The organism is Staphylococcus sp. HMSC071G07, assembly GCF_001811435.1.
In the GTDB taxonomy this organism is placed as follows: domain Bacteria; phylum Bacillota; class Bacilli; order Staphylococcales; family Staphylococcaceae; genus Staphylococcus; species Staphylococcus pettenkoferi.
The window spans coordinates 22,653-39,177 of the sequence record NZ_KV804785.1 but is presented as its reverse complement, the minus strand read 5'-3'; the positions used below and the strand labels follow the sequence as shown (position 1 = coordinate 39,177).

The 16,525-nt window shown below is 38.2% G+C and carries 17 protein-coding genes and 1 riboswitch; of the genes, 15 read left to right on the top strand and 2 right to left on the bottom strand.

The window, feature by feature from the left end; translation table 11 throughout:
• The first annotated feature begins 22 nt into the window (after positions 1-22).
• The 3 genes from atpG to HMPREF2802_RS11075 are packed head-to-tail and all read left to right on the top strand — an operon-like array spanning position 23 to position 2,748.
• On the top strand, positions 23-889 hold the full coding sequence (gene atpG / locus HMPREF2802_RS11085; protein ID WP_002471605.1) for an ATP synthase F1 subunit gamma: 867 nt from the start codon (positions 23-25) through the stop codon (positions 887-889).
• Positions 890-910: 21 nt separating this feature from the next.
• Entirely contained in the window at positions 911-2,323 is a 1,413-nt protein-coding gene (gene atpD / locus HMPREF2802_RS11080; RefSeq protein WP_002471643.1) for a F0F1 ATP synthase subunit beta, read from the top strand.
• A gap of 20 nt (positions 2,324-2,343) precedes the next feature.
• Positions 2,344-2,748 carry a F0F1 ATP synthase subunit epsilon gene (locus HMPREF2802_RS11075; protein ID WP_040806347.1) on the top strand — a complete coding sequence of 135 codons (405 nt, stop codon included), beginning with the start codon at positions 2,344-2,346 and terminating at the stop codon, positions 2,746-2,748.
• A gap of 77 nt (positions 2,749-2,825) precedes the next feature.
• Here the strand turns inward: HMPREF2802_RS11075 and HMPREF2802_RS11070 are convergent, their stop codons facing one another.
• A complete protein-coding gene (locus HMPREF2802_RS11070; RefSeq protein WP_002471603.1) occupies positions 2,826-3,185 on the bottom strand; it encodes a DUF488 domain-containing protein in 360 nt (119 codons plus the stop codon).
• 184 nt (positions 3,186-3,369) lie between these two features.
• Here HMPREF2802_RS11070 and HMPREF2802_RS11065 point away from each other — a divergent pair, with 184 nt between their 5' ends.
• The 4 genes from HMPREF2802_RS11065 to fabZ all read left to right on the top strand — a co-directional run bounded on the left by HMPREF2802_RS11065 (position 3,370) and on the right by fabZ (position 6,308).
• Positions 3,370-3,804: a carboxymuconolactone decarboxylase family protein gene (locus tag HMPREF2802_RS11065; protein WP_070504684.1), complete on the top strand. Its 435-nt coding sequence runs from the start codon at positions 3,370-3,372 to the stop codon at positions 3,802-3,804.
• Positions 3,805-3,992: 188 nt separating this feature from the next.
• Positions 3,993-4,226, top strand: coding sequence for a DUF1146 family protein (locus tag HMPREF2802_RS11060; protein ID WP_040806344.1), 234 nt, complete (start codon positions 3,993-3,995; stop codon positions 4,224-4,226).
• A gap of 327 nt (positions 4,227-4,553) precedes the next feature.
• Positions 4,554-5,819: a UDP-N-acetylglucosamine 1-carboxyvinyltransferase gene (murA, locus tag HMPREF2802_RS11055; protein WP_070504681.1), complete on the top strand. Its 1,266-nt coding sequence runs from the start codon at positions 4,554-4,556 to the stop codon at positions 5,817-5,819.
• 48 nt (positions 5,820-5,867) lie between these two features.
• Positions 5,868-6,308 carry a 3-hydroxyacyl-ACP dehydratase FabZ gene (fabZ, locus tag HMPREF2802_RS11050; RefSeq protein ID WP_002471640.1) on the top strand — a complete coding sequence of 147 codons (441 nt, stop codon included), beginning with the start codon at positions 5,868-5,870 and terminating at the stop codon, positions 6,306-6,308.
• A gap of 99 nt (positions 6,309-6,407) precedes the next feature.
• Here fabZ and HMPREF2802_RS11045 read toward each other — a convergent pair whose 3' ends face one another.
• Positions 6,408-6,848 carry a YwpF-like family protein gene (locus tag HMPREF2802_RS11045; protein WP_070504678.1) on the bottom strand — a complete coding sequence of 147 codons (441 nt, stop codon included), beginning with the start codon at positions 6,846-6,848 and terminating at the stop codon, positions 6,408-6,410.
• 192 nt (positions 6,849-7,040) lie between these two features.
• Between HMPREF2802_RS11045 and HMPREF2802_RS11040 the strand changes: the two genes are divergently transcribed.
• The 8 genes from HMPREF2802_RS11040 (at position 7,041) to thiE (ending at position 16,469) form a co-directional block, all read left to right on the top strand.
• The gene (locus tag HMPREF2802_RS11040) at positions 7,041-7,463 is read left to right on the top strand and encodes a single-stranded DNA-binding protein (protein WP_070504675.1); all 423 of its coding nucleotides are present in this window, start codon (positions 7,041-7,043) and stop codon (positions 7,461-7,463) included.
• Positions 7,464-7,862: 399 nt separating this feature from the next.
• On the top strand, positions 7,863-8,558 hold the full coding sequence (locus tag HMPREF2802_RS11035) for a transglycosylase family protein (protein ID WP_070504672.1): 696 nt from the start codon (positions 7,863-7,865) through the stop codon (positions 8,556-8,558).
• 650 nt (positions 8,559-9,208) lie between these two features.
• On the top strand, positions 9,209-11,047 hold the full coding sequence (locus HMPREF2802_RS11030; RefSeq protein ID WP_070504669.1) for an acyltransferase family protein: 1,839 nt from the start codon (positions 9,209-9,211) through the stop codon (positions 11,045-11,047).
• Between the two features lie 442 nt (positions 11,048-11,489).
• On the top strand, positions 11,490-13,283 hold the full coding sequence (locus HMPREF2802_RS11025) for an acyltransferase family protein (protein ID WP_070504667.1): 1,794 nt from the start codon (positions 11,490-11,492) through the stop codon (positions 13,281-13,283).
• An 80-nt stretch (positions 13,284-13,363) separates the two neighbouring features.
• Positions 13,364-13,463, top strand: a riboswitch (TPP riboswitch).
• A gap of 71 nt (positions 13,464-13,534) precedes the next feature.
• A complete protein-coding gene (tenA, locus tag HMPREF2802_RS11020; RefSeq protein ID WP_040806042.1) occupies positions 13,535-14,224 on the top strand; it encodes a thiaminase II in 690 nt (229 codons plus the stop codon).
• Positions 14,217-15,038 (top strand): bifunctional hydroxymethylpyrimidine kinase/phosphomethylpyrimidine kinase, encoded by an 822-nt coding sequence (gene thiD, locus HMPREF2802_RS11015; RefSeq protein ID WP_070504664.1) that lies wholly within the window; start codon positions 14,217-14,219, stop codon positions 15,036-15,038. Before tenA ends, thiD begins: the two co-directional genes overlap by 8 nt.
• On the top strand, positions 15,031-15,822 hold the full coding sequence (gene thiM / locus HMPREF2802_RS11010) for a hydroxyethylthiazole kinase (RefSeq protein ID WP_070504661.1): 792 nt from the start codon (positions 15,031-15,033) through the stop codon (positions 15,820-15,822). The genes thiD and thiM overlap by 8 nt, the downstream gene beginning before the upstream one ends.
• On the top strand, positions 15,822-16,469 hold the full coding sequence (thiE, locus tag HMPREF2802_RS11005; protein WP_070504658.1) for a thiamine phosphate synthase: 648 nt from the start codon (positions 15,822-15,824) through the stop codon (positions 16,467-16,469). Before thiM ends, thiE begins: the two co-directional genes overlap by 1 nt.
• The last annotated feature ends 56 nt before the right edge of the window (positions 16,470-16,525 follow it).

Sequence of the window (16,525 nt, the reverse complement as noted above, 5' to 3'; positions counted from 1 at the left end):
TGAATGAGAAGGTGGTGAGATAATGGCGTCTCTAAAGGAAATAGATACTCGAATTAAATCGACGAAGAAGATGAAACAAATCACTCAAGCGATGAACATGGTTTCTAACTCTAAACTTCGTCGTGCTGAGAAGAATACTAAGCAATTCAAACCATATATGGACAAGATGCAAGATGCGATTACTGCAGTTGCAGGTGCTGACAAAACAGCGAACCATCCTATGCTTCGACAACGTGAAGTTAAGAAGAGCGGTTACTTAGTGATTACGAGTGATAAAGGCTTAGCCGGAGCGTATAACGCAAATATCCTTAAGAATCTCGTTCAAACTTTAGATGAAAAGCACAACAGTCAAGACGAATTTGAATTGCTCGTCATCGGTCAATCAGGTATAGATTTCTTAGAAAACAGAGGATATAACATCCGTACAGTAATGACTGATGTACCTGACCAACCTACATTCAAAGATATTCAATCCATTGCTACTAAAGCAGTAGATTTGTATAGTGATGAAGAAATCGACGAATTAGAAATCTTCTTTAGTCACTTTGTGAGTGTCTTAGAAAACAAGCCAAGCAAGAAAAAAGTTCTTCCATTATCTCCTGAAGATTCAAGTCTCGGACATGGACAGATGTCTTCATATGAATTCGAACCGGATAAGGCTTCTATATTGAACGTAATCTTACCTCAATATGTAGAAAGCTTAATCTACGGTACGATTCTAGATGCTAAAGCAAGTGAACACGCTGCACGTATGACAGCGATGAAGAATGCATCTGATAATGCGAGCGAACTTATTGATGACTTATCATTAGAATATAACCGCGCACGTCAAGCAGCCATTACACAACAAATCACTGAAATTGTTGGTGGCGCGACAGCTTTTGAATAATAATTAAAGGAGGAATAAAGCATGGGAGTAGGCCGTGTCACACAAATCATGGGTCCTGTCATTGATGTTCGTTTCGAACATAACGAAGTCCCTAATATTAATAACGCGCTTTTCCTTGAAGTTGAAAGAGAAGACGGTACACATAAACTTGCTTTAGAAGTAGCGTTACAACTCGGCGACGATGTCGTTCGTACGATTGCTATGGACTCAACAGACGGCGTAAAACGCGGTGCTGAAGTTCAAGACAGCGGACAAAGCATCAGTGTTCCAGTAGGTGAGAAGACTTTAGGAAGAGTATTCAACGTACTTGGTGAGCCAATCGACTTAAATGGTGAAATCGATAGCTCAGCTCGTCGTGATCCTATCCATAGACAAGCACCTGCATTTGATCAACTTTCTACAAATGTAGAAATTCTTGAAACAGGTATTAAAGTAGTAGACTTATTAGCACCATACATTAAAGGTGGTAAGATCGGATTATTCGGTGGTGCCGGAGTAGGTAAGACTGTATTAATCCAAGAATTAATCAATAACATCGCTCAAGAGCACGGTGGTATCTCAGTATTCGCCGGTGTTGGTGAACGTACACGTGAAGGTAACGACCTTTACTACGAAATGAGCGACAGTGGTGTTATTAGCAAGACTGCGATGGTCTTCGGTCAAATGAACGAACCACCAGGTGCGCGTATGCGTGTTGCACTTTCTGGTTTAACAATGGCTGAATACTTCCGTGATGAAGAAGGACAAGACGTACTTCTCTTCATCGATAACATCTTCAGATTTACTCAAGCAGGTTCTGAAGTGTCAGCGTTATTAGGACGTATGCCATCAGCAGTAGGTTACCAACCAACATTGGCTACAGAAATGGGTCAATTACAAGAGCGTATCACTTCTACTACTAAAGGTTCAGTAACTTCTATCCAAGCGGTATTCGTACCAGCCGATGACTATACTGACCCTGCACCAGCAACAGTATTCGCTCACTTGGACTCAACTACAAACTTAGAACGTAAATTAACTGAAATGGGTATCTACCCAGCCGTAGACCCACTTGCATCAACTTCAAGAGCATTAGAACCAGCAATCGTTGGTGAAGAACATTACGAAGTTGCACGTGGCGTACAATCTACATTACAGAAATACCGTGAGTTACAAGATATCATTGCTATCCTCGGTATGGACGAATTATCAGAAGAAGACAAGAAGACAGTTGAACGCGCACGTCGTATTCAATTCTTCTTATCACAAAACTTCCACGTAGCTGAACAGTTTACAGGTCAAAAAGGTTCATATGTACCAGTTAAGAAGACAGTTGAAGACTTTAAAGACATCTTAGCAGGTAAATATGACCATATCCCAGAAGACGCATTCCGTCTCGTTGGTGGTATGGAAGACGTACTTGAAAAAGCGAAAGATATGGGTGTTGAAGTTTAATATATTAGGAGGTATGGATGATGAAAGCATTAAGCCTAAACATAGTCACTCCTAATGGTTCTGTTTATGAACGCGAAGATGTTGAACTTGCTGTCTTAAAGACAACAGCTGGTGAAATGGGTGTTATGCATGGACATATACCTACAGTTGCAGCACTTAATATTGGCCACGTCAAAGTAAACTTTGCGAATGGTTCAGAATACATTGCAGTAAGTGAAGGCTTTGTTGAAATTAGACAACATAAATTGTCTATAATCGTTCAAACTGCAGAGCCTGCTACTGAAATAGATGTAGCTAGAGCTGAATTAGCAAAATCTAGAGCAGAATCTCATTTGAGTAGTGAAGATGATAACAGCGACATCTATAGAGCGAAACGTGCTTTGAAACGTGCGAACAATAGAATTCGTGTCGCTAACATGCAATAATATAGAAAAAGAAGTTCCTGTCATGGGAACTTCTTTTTTTGTTTCTCGTTATTGAGTTGTGAACCAATGCGTAAGGATTATTGATTATCTAGTAAATCTTTTAAGATTACGGCTTGGTTATGTTCAGTGTCTTTCGCAGCGAAGAGAAGTAAGACGTCTTGTTTACTTTCTTTAACAATTTGTTTCAATTCTTCAAATGCTTCTTTTTGATCATCGTTTTCTCTGAGCTCTTTCTCATATTTTTCTTTAAAAGCACCAAATAATTGTGGATCGTGATTGAACCATTTTCTCAAATCACTCGTTGGTGCCACTTCTTTAAGCCAATGATCTAAATTAGCATCTTCTTTCGATACACCTCGAGGCCAGACTCGATCTGTGAGCACGCGTACGCCTTTCTCTTCTTTAGCATCATAGATACGTGCAATTTTAACTGCCATATTTATCACCTCACAATCATTATTACCTGAAACGCCAGGTTTAAACGCGCTTAAGCTAACGGCTGCAATCCCTAATTGTAAAATGGATATAATTAAATTAACTTCATAAGCAAAAGTTTTGTGAAAATACATATTCAGATTAATGATTTAAGTAGAGAGAAATAGAAATAAAGGAGTCTTTATAATGTCTAACAGAATCAATTATGAAAAAGTGAGACCCGATAACATAAAAGTCATGTTTGAAATGGAAAAATTACTGGCAAACAACACTATCGATAAAGAATTACAAGAATTAATTAAAATTAGGGTGTCACAAATTAACGGCTGTGCGTTCTGCTTGAATATGCACACTGATGATGCGCACAAAATAGGTGTAGATGAAAAGCGCATTTATTTACTCAATGCTTGGGACGACACAGATATTTATAGTGATAAAGAAAAAGCAGCGTTAGAACTAGCTGAATATGTAACTTTAATTTCTGAGCGCAAAGTGCCTGACACTCTTTATGACAAAGTAAGAGCATATTACAGCGAAGAAGAGTATACAGATTTAATCTTTATTATCGGTCAAATCAACACTTGGAACAGAATTTCTATTTCGATGGGCAATAAAGCGTAAAATTTGGAAATGAATCTCTTTACTACCGAGCAATCACAAGTTGTTCGGTAGTTTCTTTATGTAAGTATCGTTATAAGTAGCTCTGTAAGGTTTTCATATATGGTTGCTGACCATCAACTTAGAAAGTATCATTTCAACGCACTTTCATGTACAATTATAGATAACGAATAGAGTAAGGAGCTTGAAAAATGAATTTTTTGAGTCAATTCGCGATAATACATATTTTACTGCATGTAGTCTGTATATGTGTGGCTTATTGGGCGATTCATTCATTGCGGTTGGATCAGATTTTTAAAAAAGGCTATCCACTTCAAGTACAGGTCGTCATGATATTTCTCGCGATATTATTGGGTACTGCAGTAAGTAACTTTATCGTCGACTTACTTCAATATTCAACACAAATTAAATATTTATTGAATTGATGCTATGAAACGGCAACAACTTTATTGTTGTACTGCAACAGTTTCTTAATTTAACTATAAGGAGAACATTCAACCTTAAGAATGAAAGGCTAGAGCATCAACGTTATAAATAATTGAGAAAGGGTATGCAATACAATGACGCGATGACGTCGTCAACCCTTGTGAACGATTTCTGAACTTAGCGAAATACAGAGTTCAGCTGACGTCATTTCAGTTAAAGAAAGTAAATCAAATAAATCTTTATCGGATAGAAATGAGGGGAGAGGAAGCATCGTAGCGATGACTTCAACTATCCCAGTGGAATCGGATTTAAGTGGAGGATTTAAGATGGATAAGATAGTAATTAATGGTGGCAACACGTTGAGAGGAGAGGTGCAAGTTTCTGGCGCAAAGAACGCAGTATTACCTGTGTTAACGGCTTCTCTTCTCGCTAGTAAAGGACAAAGTATCTTGCGAAATGTACCAGCGCTCAGCGATGTTGAAACAATTAACAACGTAATTTCAACGTTAAACGCTGAAGTTGCTTATGACAAGGATAGCGAAAGCGTCACAGTGGATGCAACGAAGACACTTAATGAAGAAGCACCCTACGAATATGTAAGTAAAATGCGTGCAAGTATACTCGTGATGGGACCATTATTGGCACGCCTTGGACATGCGAAAGTAGCACTTCCAGGAGGCTGTGCGATTGGTTCTCGTCCAATTGAACAACATATCAAAGGATTTGAAGAACTGGGTGCCGACATTCACATGGATGGCGGATTTATCTACGCCAATGCCAAAGATGGTTTGAAAGGTACAACAATTCACTTAGACTTCCCAAGTGTTGGCGCGACTCAGAACATCGTGATGGCTGCATCATTAGCGCAAGGTAAGACTGTGATTGAGAACGTAGCACGCGAACCTGAAATTGTTGATTTAGCGAATTACATCAACGAAATGGGAGGTAATGTCGTCGGCGCCGGCACGGATACTATTACAATCAATGGTGTTGAAGCATTACATGGCGTAGAACATGCGATTATCCCAGACCGCATCGAAGCAGGTACATTACTCATTGCCGGTGCGATTACTCGTGGTGATATCCTCGTCAAAGGTGCGATTAAAGAACATATGACGAGTCTTGTTTACAAGCTTGAAGAGATGGGCGTTCAACTGGACTATCAAGATGATGCGATACGGGTATCTGCTGAAGGCGAACTCAAGCCAGTAGATATCAAGACACTACCGCATCCAGGATTCCCTACAGATATGCAGTCTCAAATGATGGCCTTGCTTTTAACTGCAGAAGGTCATAAAGTAATTACAGAAACTGTCTTTGAGAACCGTTTCATGCACGTAGGTGAATTCAAGCGTATGAACGCCAATATTTCTGTAGAAGGACGTAGTGCTAAGCTTGAAGGCAAGAGTCATTTACAAAGTGCGACAGTGAAAGCGACAGATTTAAGAGCCGCAGCAGCACTGATTCTCGCAGGTCTCGTTGCGGACGGTACGACGCAAGTCACTGAGTTGAAACACCTTGACCGTGGCTATGTCGATTTACATGGTAAGTTGAAATCATTAGGCGCGGATATTCAACGTGTGAATGATTAAATGACAGTTCTAGGTAAAATGGATTGAGTTAAAATTGGAGGCAGATTTATGGAAACGATATTCGATTACAACCAAATTAAAGACATTATCCCACACAGACAACCGTTCTTACTTATCGATCGAGTAGTTGAGTACGAAGCAGGTCAACGCTGTGTGAGCATTAAACAAGTTTCAGGTAATGAACCTTTCTTCCAAGGTCACTTCCCTGAATATGCGGTCATGCCTGGTGTCTTGATTACAGAAGCATTAGCTCAAACGGGTGCAGTAGCACTTTTAAATAACGAAGCAAATAAAGGTAAACTCGCTTTATTCGCTGGAATTGACAAATGTCGCTTTAAACGTCAAGTTACGCCTGGCGATACTTTAAGACTTGAAGTAGAAATTACTAAAATGAAAGGGCCAATCGGTAAAGGCTCAGCTAAAGCAACAGTAGATGGCGAGCTTGCGTGTAGTTGTGAACTCACATTTGCATTGCAAGATCCACAATAATAGAAGAAATAAGAAAAAGCTCGTAGATGTGTTGAATGCATCTACGAGCTTTTTAATGTATAGAGATTACGGCTATTTAAGGGAAAGATCATTGTGCGGTTACTTATTCGCCCGCTCATCTTTGAGTTTCGGTTTCGATTTCATCATACGATTAAAGGTCTTCTTCAATTCCTCACCAGATAGACCTTCGTCTACGAGTTGCTCAAGCAAGCTTTCAGCGTAGACTTGGCGTAACGTATAGATATGACATTCAAAGACTACAGAAATCGTCTTTTCTAGCTTCGTTATACGTTGAATCGTTGCATCAAAGAGTGCAGGGTCGTTAGATGGACGTGTAATTACTACACGGATATCAAGAAGACGACCTTCATCTTGATATTGTTTCATCGCTTCATAATGTGCATCAGAGATGACGATTTCAAGTAACCAACCTGTCCCTCTATTTTCTTTATTAATAATAACGCCATCTTCAAGTTCAAATTCAGTTAAACCGCCTTGTTCAGATACAATTTGAAAGCGGACAGCTTTGAAAGTCTTCATCGTCTCACATCCATTTAAAAAATTTTAAATACTACGATTTCTTTCATTATACATACATTATAACTTATAAATTAATGCAACACGCAAATTTCGTCAATTACTTTAGGTAGAATTGTCCGATTATCTCTAAAACTGCACTTTGACTCTCGCTTAAGCTTTAGCATAAGATAAGCTTACCAAAGGAGGTGACACATGCTAAACAATATTACAGTAGTAGGGCGACTTACTAAACACCCTCAAATTTATGATAAGGAAGGGAGGAAAAGAGCGACTTTCACTGTTGCAGTGGAGCGCAATTATCGTGATAAGAACAATCAACCCATCGTTGACTTTTTATTCTGTAAAGCCTTTGGGAAACTAGCTGAGAATATTGAACACTATCTCAAGCAAGGTTCACTCGTAGGCATAACCGGTCAATTACACTCAAGCAAATACGATAAAGAAGGCCAGACACATTTCATTTCCGAGATCAATATCGAATATATTAAATTTATGTCATCACCCAAATTAGACAATACAGTCCAAACTCACACTTCAATTATAGAATCATATAATCCATTTGATAATCCAGATCCCTTAACTATCAATCCAGACGAAATTATTGAAATTGTTTAACGAACACAAACTAACTTTCTATTTCTCCTAAATTTATACTTTCATATGGCTACTTTCTATTGACCTTGTCCATTAATAGAGAGTAGCCGCTTAATATTTAGCTGAAATTCCCTTTGACAACTCGCAAATATACATAAATAAAGAGCCATTTTGGTGATGAAATATCAGACAAATTACATGAATGTTACATAATAATACGTAAATTTATATAAATGAGAACTGTCATGAAAGGAATTTAAGTTAAATTCACTTTAATCTTAAAAGAATTTAATGTAATTATGTTGTAAAGAAGTGCGTGTTTTTTTTATTTCACTGTAACCTACGAGGCAAATATGGATGTTATAGTAGTACTTGCAAATTGATCATAAAACTAATTACCTTATAGGAGGATTTTTGATAATGAAAAAAACATTAATTGCTTCAACAGTAGCAGTAGGATTAGGAGTAACAGGCGTAGCGGGTGGTCATCACTCAGCAGACGCAGCTGAACAAGGAGTAAACAAAGCTGAATTAGCTCAATTAGCTCAAAACAATCCACAACAATTAAACGAAAGCCCTGTACAAGAGGGTTCATATAACTATGACTTTGACTACAATGGTGCTCATTACCACTTCGAATCAAATGGTTCAACTTGGAGCTGGAGCTGGAACGGATACGGTGAAGCTGCTCAACAAGACAACACTCAAGAAGCAGCAACTACTAGCAACGTAAACACTCAACAAGTTTCAACTCAACAACAACCTAAACAACAACAAGCTCCACAAACAGCTCAAACTCAACAACCTAAACAAGAATCAACTACACAAGCTCAACCAAAACAACAATCAACTTCATCTAAAGGTTCAAGCGCTGGTACACCAGCTGGTATGGAAGGCATCGTTCAACGTGAATCAGGCGGTGACCCAACTGCAGTAAACCCATCAAGCGGTGCAGCAGGTAAATACCAATTCTTACAAAGCACATGGGATAGCGTAGCACCTTCTCAATACCAAGGTGTTTCTCCAGCTAAAGTACCTGAACACGTACAAGACCAAGTAGCTCATAAAGTTTGGAACGGTGGATCAGGTGCAAGCCACTGGGCTGAAACTGTATAATATTTATTGAAGAAACGCCGGAAAGGCATTAGCCTTTCCAGTTTTTTTATTATGATGCTTTTGATATCTTTCTTCTTTACATATATTCTCTGGCTTTTTCTTAACCACTCTCTTATTATTGATTCATTAAACGCTTTACAAAGCTTTATTTTCGCTTAATAAAATTTAGGTAAACTTTAAATTTTAAATGTTTATACAAAATATGACGAGTACGTCGTATTATAATAATTTATTTAAAATTAAATAGATATTTCAAATTACTAGACATATTCTAATATTATATTGAATTATGTTTGTGAATGTAATAGTATATATAAGGTGATTGTTATTAAATCTGTTTGCTAAAAACTTATTTTATTGAAATTAACTACAAAATTGGGAAGACGAGGGATATCTATTAGGTGAAAATTAAATCTTTAGAGTAATTATTCCTTTTTATAATTAACTATATTACTTTTGAAATGAATTAAAAAACTATGTTTTACAGTAAAAATGAATATTGTGAAGTGCAATTGGCATCTCGGAGAAAAAACGTAACCATTAAAAAATTTAATAAAATTAGATCTACTAGAAAGAGCTAAAAATTAATTTAAAGTACTTATAGACAGAATGATGCTTGATGTCAGATACATAATAGGGGTGGAATACAAATGAATGATAATGATTTTAAGAGAGTGAATAAGTACTTAAAACCGAGGTACATGCCAGGATTAGATGGCTTTAGAGCTGTTGCTGTAATCGCTATCATTATATTTCATTTAAATGCGCAATGGTTACCTGGTGGTTTTCTCGGAGTAGATACTTTCTTCGTTATATCTGGTTATCTCATTACAGCGTTATTAGTAGCCGAATTTTACAGAGATGGTACGATTGATTTATTCGAATTCTGGAAGCGTCGTATAAAAAGACTCATACCCGCCTTGTTATTTTTACTAGGAATTGTCTTATTATATACAGTGATTTTTGAACCAAAGATTATCTTTGATATAAAGAAAGATATCATTGCAGCGTTCTTCTATGTATCGAATTGGTGGTATATCTTCCAAAATGTAGATTACTTTGACCAATTCCAAATTGCGCCCTTAAAGCATTTATGGTCATTAGCGATTGAAGAACAATTCTATTTGATTTATCCTATCTTCTTATTTTTACTTTTGAAATTTACAAATAAGAAGATCACGTTTATCATCTTATTTTTCGTGTCGTTAGTATCGCTCGAACTGATGATTTTCCTAAATCTATCAGGACATGATACGTCAAGAGTTTACTTTGGCACTGATACACGTCTTCAGACCCTATTACTAGGTGCATTATTAGCGTTTATGTGGCCACCTTTTAGTCTAAAGAAAAAGATTTCGGTTAAATTGAAACTGTTAATTGATACGATTGGAATTGTAGGAGGACTCGTATTAGTTTGCTTACTTATTTTCCTTAATTCTGAAGATAAATGGCTGTATAATGGTGGTTTTTATGCCATTTCATTTATGACTTTATTTGTTATCGCAAGTTCCGTACATCCAAGTGGAATGTTTGCTAAATTAATGGGAAATCCACTTTTCGTATATATAGGTAAAAGATCTTACAGTTTATATTTATGGCATTATCCTGTCATCGTGTTCGTACATAAACATTTCGTAGCAGGTCAACTTCCATTTTATGCTTATATTATTGATATTGTACTCATGTTAGCGTTAACTGAGTTATCATATCACTACATTGAACGACCTATTCGTAAAAAAGGTTTTAAGGCATTCTCATTTATGCCGGCTAAATTCAAGAAATTTGGTAGATTAGGCTTATTAGTGATTTTAATTATTCCAACTATTTTACTATACAACGGTAACTTTGATAGTTGGGCTAAATCTCATGAAGAGAAGAAACAACCGTCATTTAATTCGCCTAAAAAATCTTCTGATTCTGACAAAAAAGCTTCAGACGATAAAAAAGATGACAATCAAGACAAGGATGATCAGAAAGATTCAGAGGACGGGCAAGATAAGACTGAGGCAAAAGATTTAGAACCGTTACTCGTGGGTGACTCAGTCATGGTGGATATCGGAAAAGTCTTCCAAGATAAAGTGCCTAATGCGACAATTGATGGTAAAGTAGGACGCCAATTAACTGAAGCCAATGCTTTAGCGACAGATAAATATCAAGATTACACTAACAAAGATAAAGACGTAGTGCTCGAACTCGGTACGAATGGTGACTTTACTAAGGATCAATTAGAAGAATTGATTAAAAACTTTAATGACGCAAATATCTATCTCGTTACTGTCAGAGTGCCAAGAGATTATCAAGATCATGTGAATAAAGAAATGCATAAAGCTGAGAAAAAGCATAAAAATGTTCATGTGATTGATTGGTATAAAGAATCAGAAGGACATAAGGACTATTTCGCTTACGATGGTATTCATTTAGAATACGAGGGAAGTAAAGCATTGACAGATCTAATCACACGTCGATTGGTTGAAGAACATAATAAATAAGTGAGTATAAGAGCAGGACTTTAATCTATAAAGGTTTTTAGTCCTGCTCTTTGTTTTATTCTTTCGGTTTATTGAATTTCTCTCTTAATCATTAATTCTCCGTAAAAATTTTCCTCTTAAGTCTCTACTCCTACACTTCAAAGTATGCTAAAATAAATCTATTCTTTAATTTTCTTATAAGACATGCGAGGCGAAAGTATGGAATAATTTTTAATTGCATTTTAATCTAAAAATATATAACAAGAATGTGAATTTAAGAATCAGTTTACTTCTATAACTTTGTTATTTAATCACATCGACTAGGGGGCATCACACGTCCTAATTCGGTAAATAACTTACACAAATTCGCACGAACCACCACTACGCACATAAAGATTTCCGATTTCCATTGAACTCCAGCACTACCGACTCGATATACATAATAAGAAGGAAAGATGACAGCATGAATACAAATCATGAAATGAAACGTACGCATAAATTGTATAAACCTAAATATATGCCAGGTCTTGATGGCTTTAGGGCTGTCGCTGTACTAGCCATCATTATTTATCATCTCAATAGTCAATGGCTGACGGGTGGCTTTCTCGGTGTAGACACGTTCTTCGTCATATCGGGATATCTGATTACCTCGTTGCTCGTCTCAGAGTATTATCTCAATCAAGGTATTAATCTTGGACAATTCTGGTTACGACGCTTTAAGAGGTTGATACCTGCACTATTCTTCCTTATCGTGATTACGCTCATTTATATATTGATATTTGAACCGAGTATTATCACTGAAACGAAGAAAGATGTCTTAGCTGCGTTGTTCTACGTGTCGAACTGGTGGTATATCTTCCAACATTTAGATTACTTTGATCAGTTCAAGATAGCGCCGTTTAAGCATTTATGGTCCTTAGCGATTGAAGAACAATATTATGTTTTCTATCCAATCATTCTTTATTTATTGTTAAAGTTGAATAATAAGAAACTCGTCATGTCAATGCTCTTCATTATCTCTTTAGTGTCGATGTTGACGATGGCGATATTGTTCCATCTTCATCACGATATTTCGCGCGTTTACTTCGGTACGGATACGCGTCTTCAAACGTTGCTATTAGGTTCGCTTTTAGCTTTTTTATGGCCGCCTTTTAGTCTCAAGAAAGATATTTCCAAAGGTCTAAAGTCGAGCATTGATATCATAGGTTTAGTCAGCACAGTGGTTCTGCTCGTGCTCTTCGTCGTGGTAAAATATGAGAGTAGTTGGCTTTATCACGGCGGATTCTACGCGATTTCACTACTCACGTTGTTGGTCATTGCGAGTGCAGTGCATCCTTCAGGTAACTTTGCGAAAGTGATGGGTAATCCACTCTTTGTCTATATTGGTAAAAGGTCTTACAGCCTCTACTTGTGGCATTTCCTAGTCATCGTATTTACGCACAAGCATTTTGTAGCCGGACAAATCCCATGGTATGCCTATATGATTGATATCGCGCTCATGTTAGCGATGACAGAACTATCTTATCATTGTATAGAGAATCCGATTCGCCGCAAAGGTTGGAAGGCTTTCTCTATTAATCCAATTAAAATCAAACGCTTCGGACGTGGGCTTATTTTACTCGTCTTCGTAGCTTCGATTGCCTTACTCTATACTGGACGTTTCGACTCACTTGCTTCTAAACACCACGAGAAGAAACAAACATCATTTAGCAGTAACAAGAAAAAGCTGCATCAACATCAACCAACGACAGGTCCGAAGATTAATAAAGATACGAAGAAACTCGATTTGAAGAAGATTGAACCATTGTTAATTGGTGATTCCGTAATGGTGGATATCGGTCAAGTCTTCCAAGATAAAGTACCGAAAGCAGTGATCGACGGTAAAGTAGGGCGTCAACTCATTGAAGCGAAACCACTCGTCCAAGGTTCGTATAGTAACTATAATTCACCGAAACAAGACGTTGTTCTTGAACTCGGTACGAACGGCGACTTTACGAAAGAACAACTCGATGAGCTCATCGGCACTTTGAAAGATGCGAATATTTATCTAGTGACCACACGTGTGCCTAGAGATTATCAGAACCATGTAAACAGCGAGATTCACGCCGCTGAGAAACGGTATAAAAATGTACATGTGGTCGACTGGTATGCGAAATCTGCGAACCATACGGAATATTTCGCATATGATGGTAGTCAAGCTTTAGCTCAAGCGATTATCGACAAATTGACTGAAGTGCATAAACAAGAACAACAATAAGATAATAGTTCATATTGAAATTGCAACGCATTCTTTTGCACCACAAGGCTAAATCTGTTATGTTTAAATCAAATAAATCATTAAACTACTAGGGGAGCTAGTAAGCTGAGATGACGGTATGTCAGACCCTTATAACCTGAATTGGTTAGTACCAACGTAGGAAAGTAGTATTTTAGCCTTAATATCAATATGTTTCTGTCTAAAACTACATTCCTACGTTGGAATGTAGTTTTTTATTAGGAGGCATAATGATGAAGTTTTCCGAAGAATTGAAAGAAGCATCACAACCTATTATCGAGGACATTTACAACGATCCTTTTATCCAAGATATGTTACACGGCAAATTGCCTAATGAAGCGGTTTATTTCTATCTCAAAGCTGACGCATCTTACTTACGTGAGTTTGCGAATATCTATGCATTACTCATACCTAAAGTGCCAAGTCTCGACGAAGTGAAATTCCTCGTTGAACAGATTCAATTTATCGTGGATGGCGAAGTTGAAGCGCATGAAATCTTAGCGGATTACGTGAACAAACCTTACGAAGAGATTGTGACTGAAAAGGTTTGGCCACCGAGCGGCGATCACTACATCAAACATATGTATTACAATGCTTATGCGAAAGAGAACGCAGCCCATACGATAGCAGCGATGGCACCATGTCCATACGTTTATCAAGTCATTGCGAAGAGAGCGCTTAATGACAATGCACTCAATCGTGATTCTGTATTAGCGAAATGGTTTGAGTTCTACAGTACAGAAATGGATGACTTAGTCGATGTGATGGATAAATTAATGGATCAATTAACTGCCGATATGGATGACAAAGAACGTCAAGAAGTGAAAGAAAGTTTCTTACAAAGTACAATTCACGAACGCAATTTCTTCGGTATGTCTTACAACCAAGAAGCGTGGAACTATGGAGGTCAAACGCATGAATAAGCCTAAGATTGCTTTAACGATAGCAGGTACAGATCCTACAGGCGGCGCAGGAGTCATGGCAGATTTGAAATCTTTCCATTCTTGTAGCGTATACGGAATGGCGGCGATTACGAGTATCGTCGCTCAGAACACAATGGGGGTTCAACATATTCATAACCTCGAGCTGGACTGGCTTCAAGAACAGTTAGATAGCGTTTTTGACGATGAGCTTCCACATGCAATCAAGACAGGGATGATTGCGTCAGAAGATATGATGAAATTAATTCGTCAATATTTAGAGCGTTATCCTGATATTCCTTACGTGATTGATCCTGTGATGTTGGCTAAAAGTGGCGACTCATTAATGGATGATCAAGCGAAAGGCAATTTACAGAACATTTTACTACCACTCGCAGATGTAGCGACACCGAACTTACCTGAAGCGGAAGAAATCGTGGGGATGAAGATTGAATCTGAAGATGATGTCTACAAAGCGGGACACATCTTTATAGATGAAATTGGCAGTAAGGGTGTCGTAATCAAAGGTGGACATGCGACAAGTCGTACGCATGCGAAAGACTATTTATTCACTCGCGATGATGTCTACACGTTTGAATCACCGCGTTATAATACGAAACATACACACGGCACAGGTTGTACTTTCTCAGCAGTGATTGCTGCAGAACTTGCAAAGGGGCGTACGATATACGAAGCTGTGAAGAAAGCGAAAGACTTTATTGCCTTGAGCATTAAGTATACGCCAGAAATTGGGCAAGGACGCGGCCCAGTAAATCATTTCGCGTACATGAAGAAAGAAGGCTTAGATGATGAGTAAGTTAGATCAATTACGAGAGAATAATCCATTAACTGTGTGCTACACGAATGATGTGGTGAAGAACTTTACAGCAAATGGATTATTGAGTATAGGTGCGAGTCCTGCTATGAGTGAGGCGCCAGAAGAATCAGATGCTTTCGCTCAAGTGGCAGGCGCTTTGTTAATTAACATTGGAACAGTAACGCAAGCGCGCGGTGAGGACATGTTAGCGATTGCTCACACCGCGCAATCGAAAGACTGTCCGATTGTCTTTGATCCCGTTGCAGTAGGGGCTTCGAAGTTTCGTAAGTCCTATTGCAGCAAATTCTTGAAAGTGGTTCGTCCAACAGTCATTAAAGGAAACGCTTCAGAAATTCTGACGCTTCTTGATTCTGACACGACGATGAAAGGAACAGATAGCGCAGATGATTTAGATGCTGTGGATATCGCTAAGAAAGCATACGACAAATTCCACACAGCGATTTTGATCACAGGTGAGAAAGATGTAGTGGTTCAAGAGGGGCGTTGTTTCGAGTTAGCGAATGGTTCGCCATTACTCGCGAAAGTGACAGGTGCAGGTTGCTTGCTCGGCGCGGTCATCGCAAGTTTCTTACAACGTGATCGCCACCCTGATGCGGAATGTTTAATAGAGGCAGTGAGTGCATTCAACATTGCGGCAGAACAAGCGGAGTCATTAGCGAATGGTGCAGGTCCAGGTACTTTTAAAATGCACTTTATCGATCGTTTATCTCATGTCTCAATTAAAGATCTTGAACAGTGTCAGCAAGTGACAGAGGTGTCATAATGTTTAAAGCTACGGATTTAAAAGTTTATTTTATTTGCGGTACACAAGATATTAAGAGTGAGCGTATGATTCATGAAGTGTTGAAAGATGCGCTTGAAGCAGGGATTACTTTATATCAATTTCGTGAAAAAGGACCGACAGCACTACGAGGTGCGGATAAACGTCAACTTGCCGAAGAACTCCTGGCGCTCTGTCATCAATATGACGTCCCTTTTATCGTCAATGATGATATTGAGCTTGCTAAAGCTATTGACGCTGATGGTGTTCATGTGGGTCAGGACGACGCAGCAGTGGCAGAATTTGCTTCTGAATTTGAAGATAAAATCATCGGTTTAAGCGTTGGCAATGTTGAAGAATATCAGCATTCTGATTTGACGCATGTGGATTATATTGGTGTCGGTCCGATGTATGCGACGCAATCGAAAGATGATGCCAATGCACCGGTGGGACCAGATATGATTCCAACACTTCGAGAATATGTAGGCAACTTACCCATTGTCGCTATTGGCGGTATTACGACTAACAATGCCCAAGACTGCTTCAAAGCAGGTGCTGACGGCGTTTCTGTCATTTCTGCAATCGCGCAAAGTAATGACATTCGAGGTACTGTTGCAAATTTCTTACAAAGTGCGAAAGAATCTCAGTAAATCGCCAGTTTTTGTTTTCTACTTCTATACTTGTATGATAGAATAAACTTTGTGTG

Bases quoted from the DNA above. Each gene is read 5' to 3' on its own strand.
- atpG (WP_002471605.1), top strand. From the start codon at position 23: ATGGCGTCTCTAAAGGAAATAGATACTCGAATTAAATCGACGAAGAAG.
- atpD (WP_002471643.1), top strand. From the start codon at position 911: ATGGGAGTAGGCCGTGTCACACAAATCATGGGTCCTGTCATTGATGTT.
- HMPREF2802_RS11075 (WP_040806347.1), top strand. From the start codon at position 2,344: ATGAAAGCATTAAGCCTAAACATAGTCACTCCTAATGGTTCTGTTTAT.
- HMPREF2802_RS11070 (WP_002471603.1), bottom strand. From the start codon at position 3,185: ATGGCAGTTAAAATTGCACGTATCTATGATGCTAAAGAAGAGAAAGGC.
- HMPREF2802_RS11065 (WP_070504684.1), top strand. From the start codon at position 3,370: ATGTCTAACAGAATCAATTATGAAAAAGTGAGACCCGATAACATAAAA.
- HMPREF2802_RS11060 (WP_040806344.1), top strand. From the start codon at position 3,993: ATGAATTTTTTGAGTCAATTCGCGATAATACATATTTTACTGCATGTA.
- murA (WP_070504681.1), top strand. From the start codon at position 4,554: ATGGATAAGATAGTAATTAATGGTGGCAACACGTTGAGAGGAGAGGTG.
- fabZ (WP_002471640.1), top strand. From the start codon at position 5,868: ATGGAAACGATATTCGATTACAACCAAATTAAAGACATTATCCCACAC.
- HMPREF2802_RS11045 (WP_070504678.1), bottom strand. From the start codon at position 6,848: ATGAAGACTTTCAAAGCTGTCCGCTTTCAAATTGTATCTGAACAAGGC.
- HMPREF2802_RS11040 (WP_070504675.1), top strand. From the start codon at position 7,041: ATGCTAAACAATATTACAGTAGTAGGGCGACTTACTAAACACCCTCAA.
- HMPREF2802_RS11035 (WP_070504672.1), top strand. From the start codon at position 7,863: ATGAAAAAAACATTAATTGCTTCAACAGTAGCAGTAGGATTAGGAGTA.
- HMPREF2802_RS11030 (WP_070504669.1), top strand. From the start codon at position 9,209: ATGAATGATAATGATTTTAAGAGAGTGAATAAGTACTTAAAACCGAGG.
- HMPREF2802_RS11025 (WP_070504667.1), top strand. From the start codon at position 11,490: ATGAATACAAATCATGAAATGAAACGTACGCATAAATTGTATAAACCT.
- tenA (WP_040806042.1), top strand. From the start codon at position 13,535: ATGAAGTTTTCCGAAGAATTGAAAGAAGCATCACAACCTATTATCGAG.
- thiD (WP_070504664.1), top strand. From the start codon at position 14,217: ATGAATAAGCCTAAGATTGCTTTAACGATAGCAGGTACAGATCCTACA.
- thiM (WP_070504661.1), top strand. From the start codon at position 15,031: ATGAGTAAGTTAGATCAATTACGAGAGAATAATCCATTAACTGTGTGC.
- thiE (WP_070504658.1), top strand. From the start codon at position 15,822: ATGTTTAAAGCTACGGATTTAAAAGTTTATTTTATTTGCGGTACACAA.